This window comes from Methanosarcina sp. 1.H.A.2.2 (assembly GCF_000979975.1).
Taxonomy (GTDB): Archaea; Halobacteriota; Methanosarcinia; order Methanosarcinales; family Methanosarcinaceae; genus Methanosarcina.
In genome coordinates this window covers 1-3,316 of sequence record NZ_JJQL01000039.1, presented here as the reverse complement: position 1 = coordinate 3,316, position 3,316 = coordinate 1, and the positions used below count along the sequence as shown (strand labels likewise).

At 43.9% G+C, this 3,316-nt stretch carries 4 protein-coding genes; 3 read left to right on the top strand and 1 reads right to left on the bottom strand.

Features of this window, described 5'->3' with window-relative positions; translation table 11 throughout:
• Positions 1-532 precede the first annotated feature (532 nt).
• From EO93_RS06495 to purF, 3 genes are all read left to right on the top strand, one after another.
• Entirely contained in the window at positions 533-751 is a 219-nt protein-coding gene (locus tag EO93_RS06495) for an LSm family protein (RefSeq protein ID WP_011023130.1), read from the top strand.
• A gap of 146 nt (positions 752-897) precedes the next feature.
• Positions 898-1,068: a 50S ribosomal protein L37e gene (locus EO93_RS16795; protein ID WP_082098527.1), complete on the top strand. Its 171-nt coding sequence runs from the start codon at positions 898-900 to the stop codon at positions 1,066-1,068.
• A gap of 49 nt (positions 1,069-1,117) precedes the next feature.
• Positions 1,118-2,575: an amidophosphoribosyltransferase gene (purF, locus tag EO93_RS06490; protein ID WP_048161567.1), complete on the top strand. Its 1,458-nt coding sequence runs from the start codon at positions 1,118-1,120 to the stop codon at positions 2,573-2,575.
• 116 nt (positions 2,576-2,691) lie between these two features.
• Here purF and EO93_RS06485 read toward each other — a convergent pair whose 3' ends face one another.
• Complete coding sequence (locus EO93_RS06485; RefSeq protein ID WP_048161565.1) at positions 2,692-3,090, bottom strand: secondary thiamine-phosphate synthase enzyme YjbQ; 399 nt, start codon at positions 3,088-3,090, stop codon at positions 2,692-2,694.
• Between the last annotated feature and the right edge of the window lie 226 nt (positions 3,091-3,316).

Below are 3,316 nucleotides of genomic sequence, written 5' to 3'. Positions count from 1 at the left end.
TTCACCTGCGGAACGCGGGGAAGAGCTTGGGGACTTGCCCTCAATAGAGGGAGGAATGAACCAAGAAGCCACTCAGTCTTTAGCTGAGTGGTAGTTCACTTTATTCTATAGAGTGATCTGTATAATTCTGCAGAGATTTCTATACTGCAGATACTTCCGGGCAGCTGGCTTTTGAAGAAACCGTCTTTCGAAAAACCGGATTACGTAATGTTTCTGCAAGCTTATGAAGGACTATTTTTTGCAGGTTTTATTTTCTGCAAACTTTTTAAATCATTTCTGAAAGCGTTGAGTGAATGTGTTTTAGTAATATTGTATTTTTCCCCTGAAAAGAGTATTTTTCTTATATTTTGGGTTCTTTTATATATTGGAACCTGAAAAGGATATATTGCTTCGATACATTTATATATTGTATTTGCGACTTTGATGCAAATAATCAAATACTTAAGCGCGGCGATCAGTTTAAGTCTGGATTAACTATTTATATTGATATAGATAATGAATTGATTTATAATGTTTTAAGGGGATTGTAAGGATGGCAAACCGACCTCTGGATATTTTGAACAACGCACTGGACACACCTGTAATTGTTAGATTGAAAGGCGCACGTGAGTTTAGGGGCGAGCTGAAAGGATACGATATTCACATGAACCTCGTGCTTGACAACGCTGAAGAATTAAGAGACGGAGAAGTCGTAAGTAAATTCAGCAGTGTCGTTATTCGCGGTGACAACGTGGTATACGTATCTCCGTAATCTATATCAAGCACTTCATCTATTAACGTTAAACCTCGGTGAGCAGCAGAATCTGTATGACTGAGAATTAATTCCAAAAAACAAAATTGCTTCGAATTATCGAATATTACACACTAATAAGTTGATTTTTATAAGGAGATATAGGAATGAGTAAAGGCACGGCATCAATGGGAAAAAGACAGAAGCGCACTCACGCCAAATGCAGAAGATGCGGCAGCGTTTCATTAAACATACATACAAAAGAGTGTACTTCATGCGGTTTCGGAAAAACAACCCGCATGAGATCTTACAAATGGCAGGCAAAGTGCAAGTATTAAACTTTCCTGCTCAATTTTCTTTATTTTTTACCTGCACCGGAGGTTAAGATTGAAAGAAGAATGCGGGGTTGCAGGCATAATCCTCCCTGACGACAGGCCTCAGTCAAATGCTGTCGCATTCAAGCTTTATTACGCTCTGTATGCCCTCCAGCATAGAGGACAGGAGTCCACAGGCATAATGGTGCATGACGGTACGTCTCCTAAGTCCATCAAGGGCATGGGGCTTGTGCCTGATGTGTACAACAAGGAATCCCTGGGGCGTCTTATAGGGAACGCAGGAGTCGGGCATGTCCGCTACTCCACGACTGGCGGGTCAAAGATTGAAAACTGTCAGCCTTTTATCCTGAACTTCAAGGGTGGAACAGTTGCCATTGCCCATAATGGGAATCTGGTAAATGCCAGAGAACTTAAGGATGAGCTGGAAAACGAAGGCCGGATTTTTATAAGCGACTCCGATACTGAGGTTATCGGTCACCTGCTTGTGAAAGAACTGATAAAACATGACCCTGTCGAGTCTATCAGGACCGTAATGCGCAAGCTTGTTGGCTCTTATTCCCTTGTTATCTTCATTAACGGCATTGTGTATGCTGTCAGGGACTCCTTCGGTTTCAAACCTCTCTGTTTTGGAGAAGTTGACGGCGGATACGGAGTTTTTTCGGAGAGCGTGGCCATCGACACTCTGAACGGCACTCTTATTAGAGACGTCAGACCAGGCGAGGTTATGGTCTTCACGGGTTCAGGCTTTGAGAGCCACCAGCTCACAAGCGAGCCCCATCCTGCACATTGCGTTTTCGAGTTCATTTACTTTGCAAGGCCCGATTCCGTCATAGATGGCAAACTCGTCTACAAGGTCCGGGAAAGAATCGGAAGGGAGCTTGCCCGCGAGCATAATGTAGACGCAGATATAGTTTCTCCTGTTCCTGACTCGGGAATCACATCTGCAATCGGCTATGCAAGGGAATCCAAAATCATGTACCTGGAAGGTCTTATGAAGAACCGCTACATAGGGCGCACATTTATTCTTCCGGGACAGGACCTGCGTGAAACTGCAGTCAGGCTCAAGATGAACGCCATTCAGGATAACATCAAAGGCAAGCGTGTAGTCCTGGTTGACGACAGTATTGTCCGCGGCACGACTTCCAGGCGTATCATAGATATGGTCAGGAAGGCGGGAGCTTCAGAAGTCCATGCAAGGGTCGGAAGTCCGGCAATTATTGCCCCCTGCTATTTAGGGATCGATATGGCAACCAGGCAGGAACTTATCGCCTCTTACAAGACTACAAAAGAGGTTGAAGGGCTTATAAACGCTGATTCTCTCGGTTATCTCAGCATTGAAGGGCTTATGAGAGCTCTTGAATGCGATAAGAATGACATGTGCGTTGGATGCCTTACAGGTGAATATCCTGTAGAAATCCCGGGTGAGGTCTGCAGAAAAAAACAGACCCGTCTGGACGATTTCAGTAAGGTTAAAAGCTCTTCTCAGTCAGTCTCTTCAGGCAGCCCTTAAGGGACTTTCTTCTTTTTCTTTTCTTATTTTTTGTTCTCATTTGTTTTTTCTTTCTGGATGTTCTGCGCTACTTTTCGGTTCGATCCTGTATTTTAACTCGTCCTGGTCCCCTATCCTTATTCTATCTTTAAAATCGTCATATTTACTGTCCTGTGCCTCGGCCCGTCCATCTCGGCAAAAAAGATGCTCTGCCAGGTGCCGAGTTCCAGTTTTCCCTGTACAATTGGCAGGGCTTCGCTTACTCCGAGCAGCACGGCTTTGAGATGGGCATCAGCATTATTGTCTATGCGGTCGTGCCTGTACCCGGCCCCAGAAGGAACAAGTCTGTCCAGCAGATTCAGGACATCTTCCCTGAGCCCGCTTTCATTTTCATTAATTATAATGCCTGCAGTCGTATGCCTGGTACTGATGAGGCATATGCCTTCCTGTATTCCGCTTATCCTGACCTCTTCCTGTACTTCGGAGGTAATGTCTATCAGCTCTATGCGCCTTGAAGTTTCAATGTTGAGTTTCAAGTCCTTCCCTCTGAACTTTATGCGGTCTGCTGTATTTTTTGCCTGAATCTCTTGATTTTTCCGCTTTTCAGGTTTATATCATGTGCTTATTTTAAGTTGTTTCTCTAAATAGAGGACAACTTCTTTCTTAACCTGACTTTGACAGTTAGATAAAAATAAGTGCTCTCTATTTTGTGTAATTCGGTCAAATGAACATCACAAAACAGAGAGCATTCCCTACAATTCC

What these genes read in the sequence shown, in the direction of transcription:
- EO93_RS06495 (WP_011023130.1), top strand. Translation starts at nt 533, where the DNA reads ATGGCAAACCGACCTCTGGATATTTTGAACAACGCACTGGACACACCT.
- EO93_RS16795 (WP_082098527.1), top strand. Translation starts at nt 898, where the DNA reads ATGAGTAAAGGCACGGCATCAATGGGAAAAAGACAGAAGCGCACTCAC.